This window comes from Paraburkholderia sp. HD33-4 (genome assembly GCF_021390635.1).
In the GTDB taxonomy this organism is placed as follows: domain Bacteria; phylum Pseudomonadota; class Gammaproteobacteria; order Burkholderiales; family Burkholderiaceae; genus Paraburkholderia.
This window is the reverse complement of record NZ_JAJEJS010000001.1, coordinates 2437476-2460145: the sequence shown is the minus strand read 5'-3', so window position 1 is coordinate 2460145 and position 22670 is coordinate 2437476. Positions and strand designations below refer to the sequence as shown.

Annotated in this window: 17 protein-coding genes; 15 read left to right on the top strand and 2 right to left on the bottom strand. The window is 65.4% G+C overall.

Annotated features, from left to right (window positions below):
* Nucleotides 1-60 precede the first annotated feature (60 nt).
* Nucleotides 61-921: an outer membrane protein assembly factor BamD gene (locus L0U84_RS10865; protein ID WP_233849798.1), complete on the bottom strand. Its 861-nt coding sequence runs from the start codon at nucleotides 919-921 to the stop codon at nucleotides 61-63.
* A gap of 38 nt (nucleotides 922-959) precedes the next feature.
* Here L0U84_RS10865 and L0U84_RS10860 point away from each other — a divergent pair, with 38 nt between their 5' ends.
* The 12 genes from L0U84_RS10860 to L0U84_RS10805 all read left to right on the top strand — a co-directional run bounded on the left by L0U84_RS10860 (nucleotide 960) and on the right by L0U84_RS10805 (nucleotide 15746).
* Complete coding sequence (locus tag L0U84_RS10860; RefSeq protein WP_233849797.1) at nucleotides 960-2228, top strand: RluA family pseudouridine synthase; 1269 nt, start codon at nucleotides 960-962, stop codon at nucleotides 2226-2228.
* Entirely contained in the window at nucleotides 2225-3088 is an 864-nt protein-coding gene (gene pgeF, locus L0U84_RS10855) for a peptidoglycan editing factor PgeF (protein WP_233849796.1), read from the top strand. The genes L0U84_RS10860 and pgeF overlap by 4 nt, the downstream gene beginning before the upstream one ends.
* Before the next feature lie 606 nt (nucleotides 3089-3694).
* Nucleotides 3695-5509 carry a class I poly(R)-hydroxyalkanoic acid synthase gene (phaC, locus tag L0U84_RS10850; RefSeq protein WP_233849795.1) on the top strand — a complete coding sequence of 605 codons (1815 nt, stop codon included), beginning with the start codon at nucleotides 3695-3697 and terminating at the stop codon, nucleotides 5507-5509.
* Between the two features lie 198 nt (nucleotides 5510-5707).
* Nucleotides 5708-6889, top strand: a complete 1182-nt coding sequence (locus tag L0U84_RS10845) for an acetyl-CoA C-acetyltransferase (protein ID WP_233849794.1) — start codon at nucleotides 5708-5710, stop codon at nucleotides 6887-6889.
* 167 nt (nucleotides 6890-7056) lie between these two features.
* Complete coding sequence (locus tag L0U84_RS10840; protein WP_233849793.1) at nucleotides 7057-7797, top strand: 3-ketoacyl-ACP reductase; 741 nt, start codon at nucleotides 7057-7059, stop codon at nucleotides 7795-7797.
* A 137-nt stretch (nucleotides 7798-7934) separates the two neighbouring features.
* Nucleotides 7935-8552: a polyhydroxyalkanoate synthesis repressor PhaR gene (gene phaR, locus L0U84_RS10835; protein ID WP_018432058.1), complete on the top strand. Its 618-nt coding sequence runs from the start codon at nucleotides 7935-7937 to the stop codon at nucleotides 8550-8552.
* 434 nt (nucleotides 8553-8986) lie between these two features.
* Nucleotides 8987-10042 (top strand): tRNA dihydrouridine synthase, encoded by a 1056-nt coding sequence (locus L0U84_RS10830; protein WP_233849792.1) that lies wholly within the window; start codon nucleotides 8987-8989, stop codon nucleotides 10040-10042.
* Nucleotides 10043-10123: 81 nt separating this feature from the next.
* Nucleotides 10124-11518 (top strand): 30S ribosomal protein S12 methylthiotransferase RimO, encoded by a 1395-nt coding sequence (gene rimO / locus L0U84_RS10825; protein WP_233849791.1) that lies wholly within the window; start codon nucleotides 10124-10126, stop codon nucleotides 11516-11518.
* A 3-nt stretch (nucleotides 11519-11521) separates the two neighbouring features.
* On the top strand, nucleotides 11522-12472 hold the full coding sequence (locus L0U84_RS10820) for a sugar kinase (protein ID WP_233849790.1): 951 nt from the start codon (nucleotides 11522-11524) through the stop codon (nucleotides 12470-12472).
* An 87-nt stretch (nucleotides 12473-12559) separates the two neighbouring features.
* Nucleotides 12560-13744 carry a beta-ketothiolase BktB gene (bktB, locus tag L0U84_RS10815; protein WP_233849789.1) on the top strand — a complete coding sequence of 395 codons (1185 nt, stop codon included), beginning with the start codon at nucleotides 12560-12562 and terminating at the stop codon, nucleotides 13742-13744.
* Between the two features lie 61 nt (nucleotides 13745-13805).
* Entirely contained in the window at nucleotides 13806-14477 is a 672-nt protein-coding gene (locus tag L0U84_RS10810; RefSeq protein ID WP_233849788.1) for a hypothetical protein, read from the top strand.
* Nucleotides 14478-14561: 84 nt separating this feature from the next.
* On the top strand, nucleotides 14562-15746 hold the full coding sequence (locus L0U84_RS10805; protein WP_233849787.1) for a cystathionine beta-lyase: 1185 nt from the start codon (nucleotides 14562-14564) through the stop codon (nucleotides 15744-15746).
* Nucleotides 15747-16117: 371 nt separating this feature from the next.
* Here L0U84_RS10805 and serB read toward each other — a convergent pair whose 3' ends face one another.
* Complete coding sequence (gene serB / locus L0U84_RS10800; protein WP_233849786.1) at nucleotides 16118-16957, bottom strand: phosphoserine phosphatase SerB; 840 nt, start codon at nucleotides 16955-16957, stop codon at nucleotides 16118-16120.
* A gap of 280 nt (nucleotides 16958-17237) precedes the next feature.
* Between serB and L0U84_RS10795 the strand changes: the two genes are divergently transcribed.
* The 3 genes from L0U84_RS10795 to ligD all read left to right on the top strand — a co-directional run bounded on the left by L0U84_RS10795 (nucleotide 17238) and on the right by ligD (nucleotide 22595).
* Nucleotides 17238-18473, top strand: a complete 1236-nt coding sequence (locus L0U84_RS10795; protein ID WP_233849785.1) for a cytochrome P450 — start codon at nucleotides 17238-17240, stop codon at nucleotides 18471-18473.
* 199 nt (nucleotides 18474-18672) lie between these two features.
* A complete protein-coding gene (gene ku, locus L0U84_RS10790; protein WP_233849784.1) occupies nucleotides 18673-19686 on the top strand; it encodes a non-homologous end joining protein Ku in 1014 nt (337 codons plus the stop codon).
* Between the two features lie 92 nt (nucleotides 19687-19778).
* Nucleotides 19779-22595: a DNA ligase D gene (gene ligD / locus L0U84_RS10785; protein ID WP_233849783.1), complete on the top strand. Its 2817-nt coding sequence runs from the start codon at nucleotides 19779-19781 to the stop codon at nucleotides 22593-22595.
* Nucleotides 22596-22670: the final 75 nt, after the last annotated feature.

The window sequence follows — 22670 nt, the reverse complement described above, 5'->3', positions numbered from 1 at the left end:
CCTGGGTCGTGGCGTTTTCGTTTCCGGACGACGGTCAGCGTACCGTCGGCGCGTGAGGCGTCAGAACTGCCACCACGACTTCGCCGTGCCGGGCCGTGCTTTGCCAGTGACGTACGGGCTGTCGGGGAAGGTGCCGGCCAGCACGCGACGCGTGTCGTCGGCGAGTTGCTGGTTGTTCAGCTTCTCGTACGACAGGATCATGATGTGCAGCGCATCTTCGATGGCCGGCGCGTTCTTGTACTCGCGCAACGCGAGCTGCGCTCGGTTGATCGCGGCGACATAGGCGCCGCGGCGATAGTAGTAGTCCGCCGTGTGGACTTCGTGCGAGGCGAGCGCGTTGACGATGTAGCGCATGCGCTGCGCGGCGTCCGGTGCGTACTTGCTGTTCGGGAAGCGGTCCACCACGACCTTGAACGCGTCATACGACTCGCGCAGCGACTTCGGATCGCGCTCGCTCATATCCTGGCCCGAGAAGCGGCCGAACAGACCGAGGTCGTCGTTGAAGTGGATCATGCCCTTCAGGTAGTACGCGTAGGCAATGTCCGGATGATCCGGGTGCAGCTGGATGAAGCGGTCGATGGCCTGGTCGGCGGCGGCGTTTTCGTTGTCTTTCCAGTTGCAGTACGCGACGTTGATCTGCGCCTGCTGGGCGAAGTGGCCGAACGGGTCGCGGCCTTCGAGCATCTCGAAATACTTCGCGCACTTGCCCCAGTCACCACCGGTCAGGGCGTCGTTCGCCTCCGTATATAATTTGTTGTTGGTCCACGTTGCCGTTTCGTCGGTCTTCTCCGGCAGGCCGTGGCAAGCCGCAACAGCGACGACGGCCGCGGCGCACGCAACGTATCCGGCCACTTTCCGGGCCGCCTTCTTGATGGCCGCCAAATTGATCGCCGCTTCAGTGATGGTGTTCAAGGCTCGCATTTTCCAGTCTAGCTTTACGTCCAGGTGACCCAGACTCAATGACCCGCTCAAATACTCCAGGCACCGCAGGCGCCGGGAATAGCAACGAAGATTATAGCGTAAGCGCCGACCCGGCCGACGCGTTGGGCGTCGATTCCCTCGACGATGATTTCGCCGCAGAGGCGCTCGCCGCAAGCAGTCCGCAAGGCTTTGCGGCAACGACGGCGCCCGTGCCCGTTCGTGCGGCCGACGAAGCGCCGCGCAGCGTCGTGGTACCCGACGAACTGGCCGGCGAGCGCCTCGACAAGGTGCTCGCCAAGGTATTTCCGGAGTTCTCGCGCAGCCGTCTGCAAAGCTGGATCGAGGCGCAGCGGGTGCGCGTCGACGGCAAGCCGGCGAAGATCCGCCAGCCGGTGCCGCTTGGCGCCACGATCGAGCTGGTGCCCGATCTGCTGCCCGAGCAGCTCGCCTTCACGCCCGAGCCGGTGCCGCTCGACATCGTCTACGAGGACGACACGCTCGTCGTCATCAACAAGCCGGCCGGCATGGTCGTGCATCCGGCGGCCGGCAACTGGAGCGGCACCGTGCTGAACGGTCTGCTGCACCGCTATGGCGAGGCCGCGGCGGGTCTGCCGCGCGCGGGCATCGTGCATCGACTCGACAAGGAGACTTCGGGCCTGATGGTGGTGGCGCGCACGCTAGAGGCGCAGACCGACCTCGTGCGTCAGTTGCAGGCGCGCACGGTCAAGCGTCGCTATCTCGCGCTCGTGTGGGGCAACATGCCCGACGAAGGCACGATCGACGCGCCGATCGGCCGCGATCCGCGCGAGCGCACGCGCATGGCCGTGGTGACGGGCGCGGCCGGCAAGCCGGCGCGCACCCATTTCCGGCGCGTGACCTCGGCGATCTGGCAGCGTCAGCCGGTCACGGCGATTCATTGCGATCTGGAGACGGGGCGCACGCATCAGATTCGGGTGCACTGCGCGCATATCGGCCATCCGCTGCTCGGCGATCCCGTGTACGGACGCGCGCGCGGCAAGCGCTCGGTCACGCCGTTGCCGGACGGCTTCGCGCGCCAGGCGCTGCACGCGTGGCGGCTCGGTCTGATCCATCCGAAAACCGGCCGCTCGATGCAGTGGCGCGCCGACGTGCCGGCCGATATCGAGGCGTTGTCAGCGGCGCTCGGTCTGGGTCGCGACGACGCGGGCGAGTTCGACGACGGGTACGACGAGGATGAGGACTACGATGCATCGTCCGACGCCGCCGCGTACGATGAAGAGAGCGGCCACGACGATCGCGACGATCACGACGAGGACGATCACGCATGAGCACGAATCTGCCAGAGCTGGGTTTTGCCGATGTCGTGCAGCCCGCATGGAACGTCTCGCCGCGCGTGCGCGCGCTCGTGACCACGCGCGACGGCGGCGTCAGCGGCGCGCCGTTCGGCCGCTGGCGCGACGGCGCTGACCAGCCCGGCGGTTTGAACCTGGGCATGAAGAGCGGCGACGATCCCGCCGCGGTCGCGAGCAATCGTGCACGGCTCGTCGCGCTCACCGAGGTTCGCGAGACGGCGTGGCTCGAACAGGTCCACGGCGCCGGCATCGTCCGCGCCGAGGATGCGCTCGCGTACGCGCGCGAGCATGGCGCACCGGCGCGCGCCGACGCGAGCGTCACCGATCGCGCGGGCATCGCGTGCGCGGTGATGGTCGCCGATTGCATGCCGGTGCTGTTGTGCGACGAAGCGGGGCGCGCGGTCGGCGCCGCGCATGCCGGCTGGCGCGGACTCGCGGCGGGCATCGTCGAGCAGACCGCCGCGCGGGTCGCGGCGCTGGCGGGTGTGAAGGCGAGCGAACTGCACGCGTACCTCGGACCGTCGATCGGGCCCAGCGCATTCGAAGTCGGCTCAGACGTGCGTGACGCCTTCATGACTGGTGTCGACGACGCACAACGCGATGCGACCGCGCAAGCGTTCGTCGCGCATCCCGAGAATGCCGGCAAATATCTCGCCGATCTGCCGGCGCTTGCGCGCCTGCGCCTGCAGCGGCTCGGCCTTACGCGCATCAGCGGCGGCGATCTGTGCACGGTGACGCTGCGCGAGCGTTTTTATTCGTATCGCCGTGACCGCGAAACCGGCCGGATGGCCGCGTTGATCTGGATCGACGAACAGGCGCAATCAATTGCCGATTAATTCGGGGTGGCGCCCGTGCGAATCTCGTCATACTTTTTAAAATCGAACGGTGGTTTTATTTCGCGTGAATGCGCACCGGTTCGTTATTGAGGAGTCCCACTGCGGATCCGGCGCTGAAGGCCTGTCCCCCGGCCTTCACGCGCCTTTTTTGTTGCGCTGCCGGAAGGGCCGCCGATAGCGCGAATCGCCCTCCGGTTATGTGGGCGGCCGAACCAATAAATATGCTTAAGTGCTATGCGCCGCAGGAGTTTTTTGTTTTGCGCGCGGCATGGATCATTTGATTCGCAAAAGCGCGATTTGCCATACAGGGAAAACGATAATTAAAAAACTATCGCACTGCGGCAAAATCGGGAACAAGCATTGACATGCCTTGTGATGGGGAGCAAGAATGTTCCTCCCAAGCTCCTCCTCGTTCATGGGACAGGGCGTGACGAAGTAACGAGCAATCGGTACGTGCGCACGAACCTGCCTCTCAACCCGTCCGCAAGGACTTACCGGTCAAAAGCAGGTATGGCAGCATCTCATTCCTCAGCTTCTCCCAGCACGGACTCCTCGAAGGAGCAGACGCAGCAGGCCGGTACGAGCGGTGCATCGTCAGCCGCAGGCATGCAGCAATTTCTCGACGCGTGGATGAACGCCTGGCGTTCGTTCGGCGCGCCGCCCGATGGCACGGCGTTCCAGATGCCCTCGATGCCGCAGATGCCGGACCTCGCGCAGATCACGGCGGGCTTTCCGCAAATACCGGCGTTCCCCGGCATGCCCGACTTCAGCAAGCTGGCCGCCGGCGCGCTGCCGTCGTTGCAGGGACTGAACATTCCCACCGCCGCGATTCCGTCCGAGCGTTTGCAGAAACTGCAGACCGACTACTCGCGCGAGGCAATCGAGCTGATCCAGCAGGCCACCACATCGGCGATCAAGCCGCCCGAGCTCAAGGACCGGCGCTTTAGCGCGGACGCGTGGAGCCAGGCGCCGGCCTACGCGTTTACCGCCGCATGGTATCTGCTGAACGCGCGCTATCTGCAGCAGATGGTCGACGCGCTCGACACCGCGCCGAAAACCCGCGAGCGCATTCGCTTCGCGGTCCAGCAGTGGACCGCGGCGGCCTCGCCGAGCAACTTCTTCGCGCTGAATCCCGAAGCGCAGAAAACGCTGCTTGACAGCAAGGGCGAGAGTCTGCGCCAGGGCGTGATGAACCTGCTCGGCGACATGCAGCGCGGCAAGATTTCCCAAACCGACGAATCGCGTTTCGCGGTCGGCGAGAACCTCGCGAACACCGAAGGCTCGGTCGTGTTCGAGAACGATCTGCTGCAGCTGATCCAGTACAAGCCGCGTACGCCGACCGTGCGCGAGCGGCCGCTCCTGATCGTGCCGCCGTGCATCAACAAGTTCTACATCCTCGATCTGCAGCCGGAGAACTCGCTCGTCGCGCACGGGCTTGATTCGGGCCACCAGGTGTTCCTGATTTCGTGGCGCAACGCGGATCAGTCGGTCGCGCACAAGACGTGGGACGACTACATCGGCGAGGGCGTGCTCACCGCGATCGACACGGTGCGCAAGATCAGCGGCCGCGAGCAGATCAATACGCTCGGCTTTTGCGTCGGCGGCACGATGCTCGCCACCGCGCTCGCGGTGGCCGCGGCGCGCGGCGAACACCCGGCCGCGTCGATGACGCTGCTCACCGCGATGCTGGACTTCTCCGACACGGGCGTGCTCGACGTGTTCGTCGACGAGGCGCATGTGCAGATGCGCGAGCAGACCATCGGCGGCAAGAACGGCGCGCCGCCGGGACTGATGCGCGGCATCGAGTTCGCGAACACGTTCTCGTTCCTGCGTCCGAACGACCTCGTGTGGAACTACGTCGTCGACAATTATCTGAAGGGCCGCACGCCGGTGCCGTTCGACCTGCTGTACTGGAACAGCGACTCGACCAGTCTGCCGGGCCCGATGTACGTCTGGTATCTGCGCAACACGTATCTCGAGAACAAGCTGCGCGTGCCGGGTGCGCTGACCACCTGCGGCGAGCCGATCGATCTGTCGAAGATCGACGTGCCGACCTTCATTTACGGTTCGCGCGAAGACCATATCGTGCCGTGGCAAACCGCGTATGCGTCGGCGCCGCTGCTCACCGGACCGCTGAAGTTCGTGCTCGGCGCGTCGGGCCATATCGCCGGCGTGATCAATCCGCCCGCGAAGAAAAAGCGCAGCTTCTGGAAGCTCGATACCGACGCGAAGACGCTGCCCGCAAGCGCGGACGAATGGTTCGGCGCGGCGACCGAGGTGCCCGGCAGCTGGTGGCCCGAATGGACCGAGTGGCTCGATCAGTACGGCGGCAAGAAAGTGAAGCCGCACGCCACGCTGGGCTCCGACGAATTCCCGGTGATCGAGCCGGCGCCGGGCCGCTACGTGCGGCAACGCGAATAGGTTTAACGTAAAGGCTTGCCGCGCGCGTCCGACGTAGCTGTCGACGTTGGCTAGCGTGCGCGGTCGGCAGATGTATCGATGTTTGGCAGGTGAATGAGCGTCTGGTTGATGAAGGCGTGTGAGCAACGCAAGTTGCAACGCAATTTTTAACGTAACGGGCTGCGGCGCAGTTGGCCGAGGTGCCCGGAGGATATGGAAATGACTGATGTTGTGATCGTATCGGCCGCTCGTACTGCAGTGGGCAAGTTTGGTGGGTCGCTGGCCAAGGTTGCCGCACCTGAACTCGGCGCGGTCGCGGTGCGCGCCGTACTCGAACGGGCTGGCGTGAAGCCGGAACAGGTGAGCGAAGTTATTCTGGGCCAGGTGCTGACGGCGGGCTCCGGTCAGAACCCCGCGCGTCAGGCGCTGATCAAGGCGGGTTTGCCGTCGGCCGTGCCGGGCATGACGATCAACAAGGTGTGCGGCTCCGGTCTGAAGGCCGTGATGCTCGCGGCCAACGCGATCATCGCCGGCGACGCGGACATCGTCGTGGCAGGCGGCCAGGAAAACATGAGCGCCGCACCGCACGTGCTGCCGGGTTCGCGCGACGGTTTCCGCATGGGCGACGCGAAGCTGATCGACTCGATGATCGTCGACGGCCTGTGGGACGTCTACAACCAGTACCACATGGGCGTGACGGCTGAAAACGTCGCCAAGGAATACGGCATCACGCGCGAACAGCAGGACGCGTTCGCGGCGCTGTCGCAGAACAAGGCCGAAGCCGCGCAGAAGGCGGGACGCTTCAACGACGAAATCGTGCCGGTCGAGATCCCGCAACGCAAGGGCGAGCCGCTGCGCTTCGCCACCGACGAATTCGTGCGTCATGGCGTAACGGCCGAATCGCTCGCGAGCCTGAAGCCGGCGTTTTCGAAGGAAGGCTCGGTGACGGCGGCGAACGCATCGGGTCTGAACGACGGCGCGGCCGCCGTGTTGGTGATGTCGCTGAAAAAAGCGGAAGCGCTCGGTCTCACGCCGCTTGCACGCATCAAGGCGTACGCGAACGCGGGTGTCGATCCGAAGGTGATGGGCATGGGCCCGGTGCCGGCTTCGCGCCGCTGCCTCGAGCGCGCGGGCTGGACGCCGGCCGACCTCGACCTGATGGAAATCAACGAAGCGTTCGCCGCGCAGGCGCTCGCCGTGCATCAGCAGATGGGCTGGGACACGTCGAAGGTCAACGTGAACGGCGGCGCGATTGCGATCGGCCATCCGATCGGCGCGTCCGGCTGCCGGATTCTCGTCACGCTGCTGCACGAAATGCAGAAGCGCGATGCGAAGAAGGGTCTGGCTTCGCTGTGTATCGGCGGCGGCATGGGTGTCGCGCTCGCGGTCGAGCGCATTTGAAGTACGCTGGATACGCCGCGCGCCTTCGCGACCGTTCGCGCGCGGCCAGATGACGAGTGCCGGCAGTGCGCGTTGCCAGACGGTCGCCCGGCGGCAACGTGAACCAGCATCAGGCGAGGCACGAGGCCGCCGGCAGGCGCCTCGACAACGATAACGGAGTGTGATTTATGACACAGCGAATTGCGTACGTAACGGGCGGCATGGGCGGTATCGGCACAAGCATCTGCCAGCGTCTGCACAAGGAAGGCTACAAGGTGATCGCGGGCTGCGGCCCGAATTCGCCGCGCCGTGTGAAGTGGCTCGAAGAGCAGAAGGCACTCGGCTTCGACTTCGTCGCCTCCGAGGGCAACGTCGGCGACTGGGAATCGACCAAGGCCGCATTCGACAAGGTCAAGGCCGAAGTCGGCGAGATCGACATTCTGGTGAACAATGCGGGCATCACGCGCGACGTCGTGTTCCGCAAGATGACGCACGAAGACTGGACGGCGGTGATCGACACCAACCTGACCAGCCTGTTCAACGTCACCAAGCAGGTGATCGACGGCATGGTCGAGCGTGGCTTTGGCCGCGTGATCAACATTTCGTCGGTGAACGGCCAGAAGGGCCAGTTCGGCCAGACCAATTACTCGACCGCGAAGGCCGGCATTCACGGCTTCACGATGTCGCTCGCACAGGAAGTCGCGACCAAGGGCGTGACGGTCAACACCGTGTCGCCGGGCTACATCGGCACCGACATGGTCAAGGCGATCCGCCCGGACGTGCTGGAAAAAATCGTTGCGACGATTCCGGTGCGCCGCCTCGGTCAGCCGGACGAAATCGGCTCGATCGTCGCGTGGCTCGCGTCGGAAGAATCAGGCTTCTCCACGGGCGCCGATTTTTCACTGAATGGCGGCTTGCATATGGGCTGAGCCATCGGCGCGCCGGACCGGAAGGCGGCGCGCTTCGGCTCAGATGGTTTCGCCGGCGTCCCGGCTGCGCAATGAATCCTATTGCACAGCCCGGACGCCGTTTCCGCGTTTGCTTAACTCGAGCTTAAAGGCGTTACATGACTACTACTACAAAGAAAACGGCCGAACGACTGATCAAGAAATATCCGAATCGTCGGCTCTACGACACCGAGACGAGCACCTACATCACGCTCACCGATGTGAAGCAGCTCGTGCTCGATCAGGAAGACTTCAAGGTGATCGATGCCAAAAGCAACGAGGACCTGACGCGCTCGATCCTGCTGCAGATCATTCTCGAAGAAGAGAGCGGCGGGCTGCCGATGTTCTCGTCGTCGATGCTGTCGCAGATCATCCGGTTCTACGGTCATGCTATGCAGGGCATGATGGGCACGTATCTGGAAAAGAACATCCAGGCCTTCATCGACATTCAGGCGAAGCTCGCCGATCAGTCGAAGAATCTCTATGAAGGCAAGGCGATGAACCCGGAAGTCTGGTCGCAGTTCATGAACATGCAGGCGCCGATGATGCAGGGCATGATGACCAGCTATATCGAGCAATCGAAGAACATGTTCGTGCAAATGCAGGAGCAGATGCAGAACCAGGCGAAGACGATGTTCGCCACGTTCCCATTCACGCCGGGCGGGGCGGTCAATGCGAGCAACGCGAGCAATGCACCAGCTACGCCGCAGGGGAATCCGGAGCCGGAGAAGAAGTGAGCGAATGAGTGACGGCGAGGTCTGCTCGGGTTGACGAGGGCTTTCGGGGTAGCCAGCGGACGCGAAGCCGACCTTCATCGTTGCAACTTGACCACGCGATTCGCACACCGGCTGAGCCGGGGACTGGTCGTCGGCCTACCGTTGACATTCAGCACCGCTGCCAATCCCCCAGCATGGCTCGCGGGAGTGCGCAGCCGCCGACGCGCTACAATGGCGGCCCGCGCGTGCGGGACGCTTTCCCTCGGAACCGGATTCCGGCTGCGGCTCGATGTCCGTTGCGTCCACCGCCGGCACATCGCCGCTTGCGCCGTTACCGTTTTCCTTCCGCTGGACCCGCCCTATGTTTCAAACCGTTTCCCTGATCGCGTCGGTGTCTTCCGTTTCGCAGACCGTACGGATCATTCTTCGCTGATCCGCCGTTCACCCACATCCCCATGAGCCGGCTGTTTCTCGCCCCAATGGAAGGGCTTGCGGACTACGTGCTGCGCGACGTGCTGACGAGCCCGGGCGCCTTCGACGGCTGCGTGTCCGAGTTCATCCGCATCACGGGCTCGCTACTGCCGACGCGCGTCTACGAGCGCGAGGCGCCCGAAATCCTGCATGCGAGCGTGACCGCCGGCGGCACGCCGATGGTGATCCAGCTACTCGGCAGCGATCCCGAATGGATGGCGCGCAATGCCGCGCATGCGGCTACGCTGTCGCCGTACGGTATCGACCTGAACTTCGGCTGTCCCGCCAAAGTCGTCAATCAGCATGGCGGTGGCGCGATGCTGCTGGCGAACCCGAAGTTGCTGAACCAGATCGTCTCGGCCGTGCGCGCCGCGGTGCCGGCCGATATCGCGGTCACGGCAAAAATGCGCCTCGGCGTGTCCGACACGTCGCGGGCGATCGAATGCGCGCAGGCGCTCGCGGACGGCGGCGCGGCCTCGCTCGTCGTGCATGCGCGCACCCGCGACGACCGCTACCGGCCACCTGCCCACTGGGAGTGGATCGCCCGCATCGACGACGCAGTCGACGTGCCGGTCATCGCGAACGGCGAAGTCTGGACCGTGTCGGACTGGCAGCGCTGCCGGTCGATCAGCGGCTGCGCGGACGTGATGATCGGGCGCGGCGCAGTATCCGACCCGTTCCTCGCGCAGCGAATCCGCGGGCTCATGGACCCGTGTCCGTCGCCCGACGAATGGCAACACGTGCTCGGTTCGATCGTCGGCTACATGCACAAGCTGCGCTCGCACGGCTCGCTGACCCATGAGCATGGCCGCGTCAAGAAGTGGCTCAGCTATCTGCAACGGACCTGGCCGCAAGCGGCAGAGCTGCATGCGGCGATCCGGCGAGTGCAGGATTCTGACGAAATTCTTACGGTGATCGGCGAGGCGCTCGCGGCCGCAGGCGCGCCGATGCCGGCGCCGTTGCCGAAGAACGACGACCTTTTCAGCGCCGAAAACCGCGCGCTGGCTCAACCTGACCGCGCCGAACTCATCGCCGTTTGAAGACTAGAATTCAAAGACTTACGAGCGGTGGCGGTGGCGAACCGCTACAATTCAGGGTTTAACGTCTTCAAGCGGTTCCCCATGTCTTCCACCCCCTCGAACGCTCCGGCCGCGCCGGGCGCCACGCCGAAAGTCGGCTTCGTTTCCCTCGGCTGCCCCAAGGCCCTCGTCGATTCCGAGCAGATCATCACCCAGCTGCGCGCCGAAGGCTACGAAATCTCCGGCACCTATGACGGTGCGGACCTCGTGGTCGTCAACACCTGCGGCTTCATCGACGAAGCCGTGCAGGAGAGCCTCGACGCGATCGGCGAAGCGCTCAACGAAAACGGCAAGGTGATCGTCACCGGCTGCCTCGGCGCGAAGAAGAGCGCGAGCGGTACGGGGCTGATCGAGGAAGTGCATCCGAAGGTGCTCGCCGTGACCGGCCCGCACGCGGTCGGCGAGGTGATGCAGGCGGTGCACAGCCATTTGCCGAAGCCGCACGATCCGTTCGTCGATCTGGTGCCCGCCGCGGGCGTCAAGCTCACGCCGCGCCACTACGCGTACCTGAAGATCTCCGAAGGCTGCAATCACCGCTGCACGTTCTGCATCATCCCGTCGATGCGCGGCGACCTCGTGTCGCGCCCGGTCGCCGAGGTGATGCTCGAAGCGGAGAATCTGTTCAAGTCGGGCGTGAAGGAACTGCTGGTGATTTCGCAGGACACCAGCGCCTACGGCGTCGACGTCAAATACCGCACCGGTTTCTGGAACGGCAAGCCGATCAAGACGCGCATGACCGATCTGGTCGCCGCGCTCGGTGAGCTCGCCGCGCAATACGGCGCGTGGGTGCGTCTGCATTACGTGTATCCGTATCCGAGCGTCGACGAAGTGATTCCGATGATGGCCGAGGGTCCGTTCAAGGGCCACGTGCTGCCGTATCTCGACGTGCCGTTCCAGCACGCGCATCCGGAAGTGCTCAAGCGCATGAAGCGCCCGGCCAACGCCGAGAAGGTGATGGAGCGCGTGAAGGCGTGGCGCGAGGTCTGCCCGGATCTGACCATTCGCAGCACGTTCATCGCCGGCTTTCCTGGCGAGACCGAAGAACAGTTCGAAACGCTGCTCGATTTCATCCGCGAGGCGGAGCTCGATCGCGTCGGCTGCTTCGCGTATTCGCCGGTCGAAGGCGCGAGCGCGAACGAGCTCGACGGCGCGCTGCCCGACGAAGTGCGTGAGGAACGTCGCGCGCGCTTCATGGAAGTGGCCGAGCAGGTGTCGGCGAAGCGCATCGCGAAGAAGGTCGGCAAGACGCTGAAGGTGCTGGTCGACGAAATCAACGCTGACGGCGGCATCGGCCGCACCGCGGCGGATGCGCCGGAGATCGACGGCGTCGTCTACATTGCGCCGTCCACCAAGGCGTCCAAGCGCTACAAGGTGGGCGATTTCGTGTCGGTCAAAATCACCGGCGCGGACGGCCACGATCTGTGGGGCGAGGTCTAAGCAATGACGCTCAGCGCGGCCGCACGGCCTGAAGCTCAAACACCGGAGATCCTCGCGCTTGGCGAGGCGATGATCGAATTCAACCAGTCGGCGAAGGATCAGCCGAATTACCTGCAAGGCTTCGGCGGCGACACGTCGAACTTCTGCATCGCGGCCTCGCGCCAGGGTGCGAAGACCGGCTTCGTGTCGGCGGTCGGCGCCGATCATTTCGGCCGCCTGCTCGTCGATCTGTGGGAGCGCGAGCAGGTCGACACGTCGTTCGTGCGTGTCGATGCGCAAGCGCCGACCGGCGTCTATTTCGTGTCCCACGGCCCCAATGGTCACGCGTTCGACTATCTGCGCGCGGGCTCGGCGGCGAGCCGCTACGCGCCGGCCGATCTGCCGCGCGACGCGCTCGCGGCGGCGAAGGTCATCCATCTGTCGGGCATCAGTCTCGCGATCAGCGTCAGCGCCTGCGACGCCGCGCTCGAAGCGATCGCGCATGCGCGCGCGAACGGCGTGCGCGTGAGCTTCGACACCAATCTGCGTCTGAAGCTGTGGCCGCTCGCGCGAGCGCGCGCGGTGATGCTCGAGGCGATCCGCCAGACCGATATCTGCCTGCCCAGCTGGGACGACGTCACCGAACTGACGGGGCTGACCGGCCGCGACGAGATCGTCGATTTTCTGCTGGCGCATGGGCCGAGCGTGGTCGCGCTGAAGCTCGGCAAGGACGGCTCGTATATCGCGACACCGAACGAGCGGCGCGTCGTACCGGGCCACGTCGTCAATGCGGTCGATGCGACCGGCGCCGGCGACTGCTTCGGCGGCGCATTCATCGCGCGTATCGTCGCGGGCGACGATCCATTTGCCGCCGCGCGCTACGCGAACGTCGCCGCCGCGCTGTCGACGCAAGGCTATGGCGCGGTCGCGCCGATTCCGTCGCGCGAGAGCGTCGAGCGGCTGCTGGCGGGCTAACTATTACTTAAGCCGCGCGCGGCGCAGTATGGCCCGCGTTGGCGCAATCATCCAGTCGAACTGGAGAGACAACAGGAGGGGCAAGCGATGCAACGGGACGTAGTGGTGGTAAGCGCTGTACGCACGGCAATTGGTACCTTCGGCGGCAGCCTGAAGGATTTCGCACCGACCGATCTCGGCGCGCGCGTCGTGCGCGAAGTGCTCGAGCGTGCGAGCGTGTCAGGCGACGAAGTCGGGCACGTCGTGTTCGGCAACGTCGTGCACACCGAGCCGAAAGACATGTATCTCGCGCGCGTCGCGGCGATCAACGGCGGGGTCGCGCAGCATACGCCAGCGCTGACGGTGAACCGGCTGTGCGGCTCGGGCTTGCAGGCAATCGTGTCGGCCGCGCAAAGCGTGCTGTTGGGCGACGCCGATATCGCAATCGGCGGCGGCGCGGAAAACATGAGCCGCGCGCCGTATTCGATGCCGGCCGGGCGCTTCGGTCAGCGCATGGGCGACGCGCGTCTGGTCGACATGATGGTCGGCGCGCTCAACGATCCGTTTCAGTCGATCCACATGGGCGTGACCGCAGAGAACGTCGCGCGCAAGTACGACATCTCACGCGACGCGCAGGACGCGCTCGCGCTCGAGTCGCATCGCCGCGCGGCCCACGCGATCACGAGCGGCTACTTCAAGGAACAGATTCTGCCGATCACGATCCCCTCGAAGAAGGGCGACGTCGTGTTCGACACCGACGAGCACGCGCGGCTGAACGCGACGGCGGACGACTTCGCGAAGCTGAAGCCGGTGTTCCAGAAGGAGAACGGCACGGTGACGGCGGGCAACGCGTCGGGCATCAACGACGCGGCCGCGGCCGTCGTGCTGATGGAGCGCAGCGTCGCCGAGCGGCGCGGCGTGAAGCCGTTGGCGCGGCTCGTGTCGTACGCGCATGCGGGCGTCGATCCGGCGTACATGGGCATCGGGCCGGTGCCGGCGAGCCGCAAGGCGCTCGAACGGGCTGGTCTGACGGTCGCCGATCTCGACGTGATCGAGGCCAACGAGGCATTCGCCGCGCAGGCCTGCGCGGTCAGCAAGGAGCTCGGTTTCGATCCGGCCAAGGTCAATCCGAATGGCTCGGGCATTTCGCTCGGCCATCCGATCGGCGCGACCGGCGCGCTGATCACCGTGAAGGCGCTGTACGAGCTGCAGCGCATCGGCGGGCGCTATGCGCTCGTCACGATGTGCATCGGCGGCGGCCAGGGCATCGCGGCGGTTTTCGAGCGTCTGTGAGCGCGCGGCAGGCCGGCTCGGCATAGGTAGCAGGCAGGAACCAGCAACAAGGACGGACAGGATGCAGGAAGCGAAAGTGACGAAGGGTTCGGCAACGCGCACGGCAACGCGCGCGTTGCGCCGGCATGCCGGCGTGGTGGCGAGCGCCGCCGCGCTGTTGTGCGCCGGCACGGTTCTGTGGATGCCGTCGCAGGCCTGGGCGGAAAGCGATGCGGTCAAGGAGCTGGCCGCGCCGCCGCCGATCCAGCTGCCGCTGAAACCAAGCGCCGAGTTCGCGAAGTTTCCGCGCTACGTGGGCACGCTCGGCACGCGGCCGATCGTGCTGCGGCTCGGGCCCAAGACCGACGATCCGTCCGGCGTGCACGGCGAGTATCAGTACACCGATAGCGGCGAGGTGATCCTGATCGCGGGCGACCGCGACGGCGATACGCTCGAAGTCGAGGAATCGAACGACGGCACGCATATCACCGGCAACTGGGTCGGCAAGTTCGCGGCGGACGGCTCGCTCGAAGGCGACCGCATGAACGTCGACGATTCGAACCCGCAGCAGTTCAACCTGAAGCCGCTGGCGGCGGGGCAGGCGGCGCCGGCGGCCGGTTCGGCCGGTGCCGCCGCGGCGGCGAAGGCTGCAACCCCAACTCCGCAACCGGCCGCGACCAACGGCGCAACGACGGCGCCCGCTGCCGGCGGGCACCCGGTGGGCGGCGTCAGCAACCTGCAAACGGGCGACTGATGCGCACGCCCGCCGCGCATCCGGAATCGCGCGGCGCGATCGTCGCTTCCGGTCCGCTTCACTGAGTTTTTCATCGAACCTCACATGACTGAATCCAAATTCAAACACGGCCTGCAAACCCGCATCGTGCGTGCCGAGGACGACATCACGCCGGGCTTCGAATCGTTCTCGACGCCGGTCACGCGTGCGTCGACGGTGGTGTTCCCCGACCTCGCCGCGATGCGCGCGCTCGACTGGAAGAACGACGCGCAATGGCGCTACGGCCTGCATGCGACGCCGACGCAGATCGCGCTCGCGCAGCGCCTCGCCGCGATCGAGGGTGGCAATCATGCGCTGCTGCAACCGTCGGGGCTGTCGTCGATCTCGAACGTCTACTTCGGCCTCGTGAAGGCCGGCGACGACGTACTGATTCCCGACAACGTCTATTCGCCCAACCGCGACCACGGCGACTGGCTCGCGCGCGACTTCGGCGTCACGGCGCGCTACTACGATCCGCTGATCGGCGCGGGCATCGCCGATGTGATCCAGCCGAACACGCGCCTGATCTGGATCGAGGCGCCCGGTTCGGTGACGATGGAAGTACCCGACGTGCCGGCCATCACGGCGGCGGCGCGCGCGCGCAAGGTCGTCACCGCGATCGACAACACATGGTCCGCGGGCCTCGCGTTCCGGCCGTTCGACCACGGCGTCGACATCTCGGTGCAGGCGCTGACCAAATACCAGTCGGGCGGCGGCGACGTGCTGATGGGTGCGACCATCACGGTCGACCGCGACGTGCATGTGAAGCTGAAGGCGGCGCGCATGCGCATGGGCATCGGCGTGTCCTCGGACGACTGCTCGTTGATCCTGCGCAGCCTGCCGAGCATGCAGCTGCGTTTCGCGCAGCACGATCGCGCGGCGCTGTCGCTCGCGGCGTGGTTGAAGAGCCGGCCGGAAATCGTCGCGGTGCTGCATCCTGCGTTCGCCGACTGTCCGGGGCACGAAGTGTACAAGCGCGATTTCAGCGGCGCGGGCGGACTGTTCTCGGTCGTGTTCGACGAGCGATACAGCGCGGCGCAGATCGACACGTTCTGCGAATCGCTCGAACTGTTTTCGCTCGGCTGGAGCTGGGGCGGCGCGCATAGCCTCGCAATGCCTTACGACATCGCGTCGATGCGCACCGCGGCGCAGTGGCCGCACCGGGGCACGCTGGTGCGCTTCTATATCGGTCTCGAGGACGAGGCGGATCTGCGCGCGGATATCGAGCAGAGCCTCGCGACGCTCGCTTAACGCGCGCAAGCCCTGTTCGATTCGGTGGTTCGAGAAGCCCGCCGGGATGTGTTCCCGGCGGGCTTTTTCTTTGCCCGAAGTATCAAGCAGACCTGACCGTTTGGCCGAATGTTCAATGCCGCTTCGCGACACTACGATCGTGTGCTTGCCGAATAACGTTGCCGCGCTCGGGGAGGGGCTTCGATGAATCTTTTCTTCTGGCTGTTGCTGAATCTCGCTGTGTCGATCGCCGGGCCGATCTTTACGCTTGCGCTCATCGCGCCCGCTGCGGGTTGGTGTTCGCCTGTTCCAAAATAACGCCGCGGTTCGCGCGGGTCGCTAGCGCGCCGGTCGCCTTGCCGACGCGATCACGAAACCCTCGATCGCCAGCCTCAAACCAATCGCAGCAAGCCGTCCAGTCCAACGAAATTGAACGACACGCTGGCTGCTTCCCGCACCACCGGCTTCGCGCGGAACGCAACGGAAAGTCCCGCTTCGGCCATCATTTTCAGGTCGTTCGAGCCGTCGCCCATCGCAATCGCGCGCGACGGTTCCATGCCGAGCGTCGCGCAGGTTTCGCGCAGCGTGCGCGCTTTCACGTCGGCATTGACGATCTCGCCAATCACGTTGCCCGTCAGCTTGCCGTCAACAATTTCAAGCGTGTTCGCATGCGTGAAATCGAGGCCGAGGCGCGCCTTCAGCTTCGCGGTGAAGAACGTGAAGCCGCCCGACACGAGCAGCGTTTTCAGGCCCGCCTGTTTCGCGCCGGCCAGCATGCGTTCGGCGCCCGGCGACAACTGCAGCCGCTCTTCGTACACGCGCTCGAGCGCGCTGGCGTCGAGCCCTTTCAGCAGTGCGACGCGACGCGTCAGGCTCTCGTTGAAGTCCTTGATCTCGCCGCGCATCGCTGCCTCGGTGATCGCCGCGACTTCGGCTTTGAGTCCGCAGAAATCGGCAATCTCGTCGATGCACTCGATCGTGATCAGCGTCGAATCCATGTCCATCGCAACGAGGCCGAAGTCGTGCAACTGGCGTCCGGCTTCGACAAACGCGTAATCGAGTTGATGCGTGTAGCAATACGCTTCGACGTCGGCACGTTGCGCGCGATTCGCGTCGGCGATGCGAATCGCGTTCTCGTCGATGACGGCGGCGCGCGAGCCGCGCGCAAGCGCGACGAGCGTTTTGTGGTGGTCGGCGGAAAGGGGGGCGACGCTTTGAATGACGAGGTTCATGGACGACCAGTGACGCGGGAAGAAAGAGGCGCGTGGCGCGCGGAAAATCCCGCTATTGTATCGGTTCTGTGCGTTGGCCCGTCGCAGGCGGCTGTGCCGGCTTTGCCGTGCAAGCAGGCGGCGCGCGGTTCATACTGACGCATCGCAGCGTGTGGTGCAGCCGTCGCGTTGGCTGAAGCCGGCGTTCGGCGCATCGCCGTGACAGAACAGGCCAAACCAATACGGTCACACGAACCCAACACCCCAACAGGCGCAACAAGACGCCCCACGGAGACAACGCATGACCCCGGCATCCGCCAGCGACGCATCCTCTCTTGTCCGCGACTTCGATCTGCGTCATCTGAGCCCGGCGTTCTACGCCGATCCCTATCCGGTCTATCACGCACTGCGCAGCTACGAGCCGATCAGGCGCATGCCGGACGGGTCGCTGTTCCTGACGCGCTTTCGCGATGTGCAGGCGGTCTACCGCGACCCGAAGACCTTCAGTTCCGACAAGACCGTCGAGTTCCGGCCGAAATACGGCGACTCGCCGCTCTACGCGCATCACACGACGAGCCTCGTGTTCAATGATCCGCCGCGCCACACGCGGGTACGCAAGCTGATCGCCGGCGCGCTGACGGCGCGCGCGATCGCGGCGATGGAGCCCGCGCTGATCCGGCTCGTCGACGGCCTGCTCGATGCGGCTGCGCACAGCGGGCGTATCGATCTGATCGGCGAGTTCGCGTCGGCGATTCCGGTCGAGGTGATCGGCAATCTGCTCGACGTGCCGCACGAGGAGCGCGCGCCGCTGCGCGACTGGTCGCTCGCGATACTCGGCGCGCTCGAGCCGTCGTTGACCGACGCGCAGTTCGAGCGCGGCAATCGCGCGGTCAGCGAATTCGTCGACTATCTGCGCGGCCTCGTCGCACGCCGCCGCCGCGAACCGGGCGATCCGCAGCACGACGTGCTGACACGGCTGATTCAGGGGGAGGGGCCGGACGAGCAGCTATCGGAAGCGGAACTGCTGCAGAACTGCATTTTCATCCTGAACGCGGGGCATGAAACGACCACCAACCTGATCGGCAACGGCCTCGTCACGCTGAGCGAATGGCCCGCCGAGCGTGCCGCGCTGCTGCGGGAGCCCGAGTTGATCGGCAGCGCGGTCGAGGAGTGTTTGCGCTTCGAGAGTTCGAACCAGCTCGGCAACCGCATGACCACCGTCGATACCGAGATCGGCGGCGTCGCGCTCGCGCGCGGCACGCCGGTCACGTTGTGCATCGGCGCGGCCAATCGCGATCCGGAGCAGTTCGCCGATCCGGACCGCTTCGACATCCGTCGCGATCCGAACCGGCATCTCGCGTTCGGCTTCGGGATCCATCAGTGCGCGGGCTTGTCGCTGGCGCGGCTGGAGGCGCGGATTGCGATCGGGCGCTTCGTGCAGCGCTTCCCGGCGTATCGCGTCGATGGCGAGCCGACGCGGGGGGGCCGCGTGAGGTTTCGCGGGTTTGCGTCGGTCCCGGTCCTGCTCGAGCCTTGATGCGACCTCCGCGTAGACCGCGCGCACCAAGCAAGCCGTAGGTTTTGCCGCCTCGTCGCAAGACTTACAGCCCGTGATGGCACGTCGCCGGGCCGACCAGCCGATGCTTTACATACGGCAGCAGAATGAAGCGCGCTGAAAACACGGGCACGCTTGCTGCTTCGCTGGATATCTCAGGCCTTGGGGACAGGGGAGCGCGATGGCACATATGATCTGGAAAGGCGCAATCAGTTTCGGGCTCGTCCATGTGCCGGTGCAACTGTATCCGGCGACGCAGTCGGAGAAGGTCGGCTTCAATCTGCTCGACAGGCGCACGATCGACCCGATCGGCTACAAGCAGATCAACAAGCGCACCGGCAAGGACGTGAGCCGCGAGAACATCGTGCGCGGCTTCGAGTACGAGAAGGACCGCTACGTCGTGCTGTCGGACGACGAAATCCGCTCCGCGAACCCCGAATCGACGCAGACGGTCGAGATCCTCGCGTTCGTCGACGCCCCCGACATCTCCTTTCTCTATCTCGACACACCGTATTTCCTGACGCCCGACCGCAAGGGCGAAAAGGTCTATGCGCTATTGCGCGAGGCGATGAAGGCAGCGGGCAAGATCGGCGTCGCGAGTGTCGTGCTGCACAACAAGCAGCATCTGGCGGCGCTGATTCCGCTCGGTCCGATGCTCGCGCTGAACACGCTGCGCTGGGCCAACGAGGTGCGCGGTCTCGACGAATTCAAGGTGCCCCCCGAAGGCATGAAGGCCGCCGGCGTGTCGGCGAAAGAGCTCGACATGGCGAAAAAGCTGATCGACGACATGAGCGAGGCGTGGGACCCGATGCAGTATCACGATACGTTTCGCGACGACATCATGGCGCTCGTCGAGCGCAAGATCCAGGCAGGCAAGACCGAGGAGGTCAGCGAAGTCGAAACGCCGCACGAGTCGCGCAAGTCCGCCGACATTCTCGATCTGTCGGATCTGCTCAAACGCAGCCTCGGCCACGGCAAGGGCAAGCAGGCGGCCACAGGCCGCAAGCGCACCGCCGACGAGGACGAGCGCAAGGCCGATGGCGAAGCCGAGTCCGCTGCAGCGGCGAGCGCCCCCGCGCGCAAAAAGGCTCGCGCTGCAAGCACGGCGCGCAGTCGCAGCGGTAGTGGCGGCAGCAGCGGCCGCGCCGCAACCAGAACCACGGCAACACTGCGCAAACGGCGCGCGGCGGCTTGAGCGCACGCACGACTCGCCTATCGCACACAACGCGCACACAACGCGCCCACAACGCGCACACAACGCGCACACAACGCACCGGAGTCATCGCCGTGAACGAGCGACTCGACCTCTATCATCGCAAGCGCCGCTTCGAGGACACGCCGGAGCCGGCCGGCGCGGCGGCCCGCAAGCGCGCCGCGGCCAGGACCGGCAAGCGCGCGACCCATGCCGCGCCGGCCACGCTGTCCTACGTGATCCAGGAGCACGACGCGCGGCGTCTGCATTACGACTTCCGGCTCGAACTGAACGGCGCGCTGCTGTCGTGGGCGATTCCGAAGGGACCGAGCCTCGACCCGTCGGTCAAGCGGCTCGCGGTGCACGTCGAGGACCATCCGCTCGAATACGGTACGTTCGAGGGCGAGATTCCGCCTGGCAACTACGGCGCCGGTACCGTGATCGTGTGGGATCGCGGCACGTGGGAGCCGGCGGGCGGCGCGGCCGAAGCCGCGCGATCGTACGCGGCCGGCAAGCTCAAGTTTCATCTGCACGGCCAGAAGCTGCACGGCGGCTGGATGCTCGTTCGCAGCCATATGCCCGGCAGTGGCGACAAGGAGCAATGGCTGTTGATCAAGGAGCGCGACGAAGAAGCGCGCGACGAAAGCGACTATGACGTGCTCAAAGAGCTGCCCGGAAGCGTGCTGACCGACGCGGCTTCGAAAGGCGGGAAAACGAAGCAATCGAAAGCGGACAACCAAGCGTCGCGCGATGGCAACTCCACGAGCGCAGGCAAGCCGGCGAAATCCGCATCGTCGCGCCGCGCCGCCGATCCCAAACGCCCCGACATCGTCTCGACGCGCAGCGCGCAGTCGCTACGCGAGCTCGCCGCATCGCCATCGATAGAAGGCGCGGTCAAAGCCGCGTTGCCAGCGAGCCTGACGCCGGAGCTGGCGACGCTCGTCGATACCGCGCCGCCTGGCGAGAACTGGCTGTACGAAATCAAGTTCGATGGCTACCGCGTGCTCGCGCGCATCGACCACGCGTCGAAGGCGAAGGGCGGTACCGTCAGCGTTTTCACCCGCAACGGCAACGACTGGACCACGAAGTTCAGCAAGCAGATCGAGGCGTTCGCGGACCTGGAGCTGCAAAGCGCGTGGCTCGACGGCGAAGCGGTCGTGCTCGATGAACGCGACGTGCCGAACTTCCAGTCGCTGCAAAACGCGTTCGATGCGCATCGCCCGCAGGACATCGTGATCTATCTGTTCGATCTGCCGTTCCTGAACGGCTACGACCTGCGCGGCGTACCGCTCGAACAGCGCCGCGCGATCTTGCGCGCGCTGCTTGAAAGCGTCGACGATCGCGTGCTGCGCTTTTCGAACGACTTCGCGTTCAGCGCCGACGAGCTTCTCAGCAGCGCGTGCGAGATGGGACTCGAAGGCATCATCGGCAAGCGGCGTGACAGCAGCTATGTGTCAGGCCGCTCGCCGTTGTGGATCAAGCTGAAGTGCCGACGCCGCCAGGAGTTCGTGATCGGCGGCTACTCCGAGCCGGCCGGTAGCCGTGCGGCGTTTGGCGCGCTGCTGCTCGGCGTCTACGACGGTGACGGCCGGCTGCAGTACGCGGGGCGCGTCGGCACCGGCTTCGATGCCGCGCTGCTGCGCTCGGTCAAACAGGCGCTCGACGCGCACGCGAGCAAGCACATGCCGTTCGCGAGCGCGCCGCGCGAGCGCAGCCGCACGCCCGTGCATTGGGTCGAGCCGGTGCTCGTCGCCGAATGCAACTTCGCCGAATGGACGAGCGACGGCATCGTGCGTCAGGCATCGTTCGTCAGCCTGCGCGACGACAAGCCGGCGCGCCAGATCGTCAGGGAAACCGCCCGACAAGGAGCCGACGTGCAACAGCAAACCGAAACCGCCGCGGACGATGCGCCGCAAACGGGCGCGCCGAAAAAGCGCGCGGCAAGGAAGACCGCCGGCACCGCCAGGAGCGCCGCTGCGGATAGCGCGCCCGCCCGTACCACGGCAACACGCGCGCGCGCGCAGAGCGAAATTGCCGGCGTGCGCATCTCGCATCCCGATCGCGTGATCGACAAGAGCAGCGGCGCAAGCAAACTCGAACTGGTGCAGTACTACGAATCAATCGCCGAATGGATGCTGCCGCATCTGCGTGAGCGGCCGGTCGCGCTGGTGCGCGCGCCCGAAGATATCGGCGGCGAACTGTTTTTCCAGAAGCACAGCCAGAAGCTGTCAATTCCGCACGTCACGCAGCACGAGGGACTCGATCCGGGCCATCCGCCGCTGCTCACGATCGACACGCTCGCCGCGCTGGTCGGCGCCGCGCAGATGGGCACCGTCGAATTTCATACGTGGAATGCGGTTGCGTCGAACATCGAAAAGCCCGATCGCGCGGTGTTCGATCTCGACCCGGACCCGTCGCTTGGCTGGGAGCGCATGATCGAGGCCGCGCAACTGACCCGCTCGCTGCTCGACGAACTGGGCCTGAAGTCGTTCTGCAAGACGAGCGGCGGCAAGGGCTTGCACGTGGTCGTGCCGCTCGCGAAGCAGGCCGGCTGGGACGAAGTGAAGGATTTCTCGCAGGCGGTCGCGCAGCATATGGCGGCGACGTTGCCGAAGTACTTCAGCGCAAAGATGGGCGCGCAGAATCGCAAGAAGAAGATTTTCATCGACTATCTGCGCAACAACCGCGGCTCGAGCACGGTGGCCGCATTCTCGGCGCGCGCGCGGCCTGGGCTCGGCGTGTCGGTGCCGCTCGCGTGGGAGGAACTGGACAGCACGACGAGCGGCGATCAATGGAACATCCGCAACCTCCACGAGCGCGTGGACGGCCTCAAAAACGACCCGTGGGCCGACTATGCGAAGACGCGTCAGCGCATCACCGCGGCGATGAAAAAACGGCTGGGCGTCGCGTGATGAGCGCTCGTTCAGATCGTTGAATTCAACCCGCGAATTCACCGTGCGCTCTCGGCGCGCGAACGCGATTCGCGA

What these genes read in the sequence shown, in the direction of transcription:
- L0U84_RS10865 (WP_233849798.1), bottom strand. Translation starts at nt 921, where the DNA reads ATGCGAGCCTTGAACACCATCACTGAAGCGGCGATCAATTTGGCGGCC.
- L0U84_RS10860 (WP_233849797.1), top strand. Translation starts at nt 960, where the DNA reads ATGACCCGCTCAAATACTCCAGGCACCGCAGGCGCCGGGAATAGCAAC.
- pgeF (WP_233849796.1), top strand. Translation starts at nt 2,225, where the DNA reads ATGAGCACGAATCTGCCAGAGCTGGGTTTTGCCGATGTCGTGCAGCCC.
- phaC (WP_233849795.1), top strand. Translation starts at nt 3,695, where the DNA reads ATGCAGCAATTTCTCGACGCGTGGATGAACGCCTGGCGTTCGTTCGGC.
- L0U84_RS10845 (WP_233849794.1), top strand. Translation starts at nt 5,708, where the DNA reads ATGACTGATGTTGTGATCGTATCGGCCGCTCGTACTGCAGTGGGCAAG.
- L0U84_RS10840 (WP_233849793.1), top strand. Translation starts at nt 7,057, where the DNA reads ATGACACAGCGAATTGCGTACGTAACGGGCGGCATGGGCGGTATCGGC.
- phaR (WP_018432058.1), top strand. Translation starts at nt 7,935, where the DNA reads ATGACTACTACTACAAAGAAAACGGCCGAACGACTGATCAAGAAATAT.
- L0U84_RS10830 (WP_233849792.1), top strand. Translation starts at nt 8,987, where the DNA reads ATGAGCCGGCTGTTTCTCGCCCCAATGGAAGGGCTTGCGGACTACGTG.
- rimO (WP_233849791.1), top strand. Translation starts at nt 10,124, where the DNA reads ATGTCTTCCACCCCCTCGAACGCTCCGGCCGCGCCGGGCGCCACGCCG.
- L0U84_RS10820 (WP_233849790.1), top strand. Translation starts at nt 11,522, where the DNA reads ATGACGCTCAGCGCGGCCGCACGGCCTGAAGCTCAAACACCGGAGATC.
- bktB (WP_233849789.1), top strand. Translation starts at nt 12,560, where the DNA reads ATGCAACGGGACGTAGTGGTGGTAAGCGCTGTACGCACGGCAATTGGT.
- L0U84_RS10810 (WP_233849788.1), top strand. Translation starts at nt 13,806, where the DNA reads ATGCAGGAAGCGAAAGTGACGAAGGGTTCGGCAACGCGCACGGCAACG.
- L0U84_RS10805 (WP_233849787.1), top strand. Translation starts at nt 14,562, where the DNA reads ATGACTGAATCCAAATTCAAACACGGCCTGCAAACCCGCATCGTGCGT.
- serB (WP_233849786.1), bottom strand. Translation starts at nt 16,957, where the DNA reads ATGAACCTCGTCATTCAAAGCGTCGCCCCCCTTTCCGCCGACCACCAC.
- L0U84_RS10795 (WP_233849785.1), top strand. Translation starts at nt 17,238, where the DNA reads ATGACCCCGGCATCCGCCAGCGACGCATCCTCTCTTGTCCGCGACTTC.
- ku (WP_233849784.1), top strand. Translation starts at nt 18,673, where the DNA reads ATGGCACATATGATCTGGAAAGGCGCAATCAGTTTCGGGCTCGTCCAT.